The following is a 1438-nucleotide window of genomic DNA, read 5'->3' on the forward strand; positions in this document are numbered from 1 at the left end:
CGAGAGCAGCCCCGTGCCGTCCGCGCGGCCGACGCCGATCCACACCAGACCCCACGCGAGCGCGAACGCCGGAGCCGGGCGGCCGCCGTTGTACACGGCCGTGAACGCGCCGATCAGCACGGCCACCACGAGCATCACCTTCGCCCAGAGGGACGACTGCCCCGGATCGCCGACGACGCCGGTCGAGGCCAGCCACGCGGCCAGGTTCGCCACGGCGGCGATCGAGACCCAGCCCAGATGCAGGCCCTGCACCCCGTCCAGGAGGATCCGCTCCCCCCAGCTGTGCGCGCGGACGGATTCGAGGAGCACCAGGATCCACGCCAGGCACGTCAGCAGCAGCGCGATCACCACGACGCTCAGCCCCAGCAGCCCGGCCTGCACCGTCCAGATCCACGCGGCGTTGAGCAGCACCGAGACCAGGATCCACGGTCGCAGGCGGTCGTGACGGGCGGACTGGGCCGAGGCGAGGAACTGCCACACGGCGTACGCCAGCAGCCCCGCGTAGATCACGGACCAGATGCCGAACGCGGGGGTCGCCGGGGAGACCCAGGTGGCGTCCGGGCCGAGCCAGCCGCCCGCGGCCTCGGCCACGGGGGTCAGGCCGCCGACGACGCCGGAGCCCAGGAACGCGGCCACGACCGCGAGGATCACGACCACGAGCATGGCCACCCGGCCGCCCGTCGAGGACAGCCCCGTCCCCGAGCTGGGGACGCGCGCCGCGGCGTCGGGGCCGAAGGGGCTGCGGGACGGGCCGAGGTCGGTGGCGGTGCTCATGGGTGCTCCCGTGGGGTGATCGTCGGGGGTGTGCCCCGGGCGGGGCGGGTCTCAGGGTCAGCGTAGCCGCCGGGCCCATCGCGGGCACGGGCCACCGCGGCCTAGGGTGGGGGCATGCGCACTTCCTCCCCGATAGGACTCCTGCTGGACGTGGACGCCCCCGTGGCCTCCACCGAGACCCGGACCGTGCCGGAGGGGATCATCGACGTGCTCGTCCGCCTCGCGAGGCGCGGGGTGCCGGTCGGCTTCAACACGGGCCGCTCCACGGACTTCCTCCTGCACAACCTGATCGCCCCGCTGCGCGACGCGGGCCTCCCGGACGACGCTCCCTTCCACGCGATCTGCGAGAAGGGCGCCGTGTGGTTCCCGTTCTCCGCGGTGCCCCCCGGGGACCTGCCCGACGTCACCGTGGACGGCACCGCCCCGGACTGGCTCCGCACCGACCCGGACATGGCCATCGACGCGGACACCCGTGACGCGATCTGGGCCCTCAACGATGAGCGCGCCGGGGACCTGCAGTTCACCGACCGCACCAAGCTGGCCATGGTCTCCCTCGAGAAGACGGTCGGCGCCGACCAGACGGAGTACGAGCGGGTGCGCGACGACGTCGCCGCGGGCGTCGAGGATCTGCTCGCCGAGCGCGGACTCGCCGAGGAGGTGCGCG

2 protein-coding genes are annotated in these 1438 nt (G+C 74.1%); one reads left to right on the forward strand and one right to left on the reverse strand.

The annotated features are described in order from the left end of the window. On the reverse strand, positions 1-774 hold a 774-nt coding region (locus AB0L75_RS44225; RefSeq protein WP_365191942.1), incomplete at its 3' end, for a TspO/MBR family protein. Between the two features lie 114 nt (positions 775-888). Here AB0L75_RS44225 and AB0L75_RS44230 point away from each other — a divergent pair. Next, a partial coding sequence (locus AB0L75_RS44230; RefSeq protein WP_365191943.1) for a hypothetical protein occupies positions 889-1438 on the forward strand: 550 nt, incomplete at its 3' end.

It is taken from the genome of Streptomyces sp. NPDC052101 (assembly GCF_040680235.1).
In the GTDB taxonomy this organism is placed as follows: Bacteria; Actinomycetota; Actinomycetes; order Streptomycetales; family Streptomycetaceae; genus Streptomyces.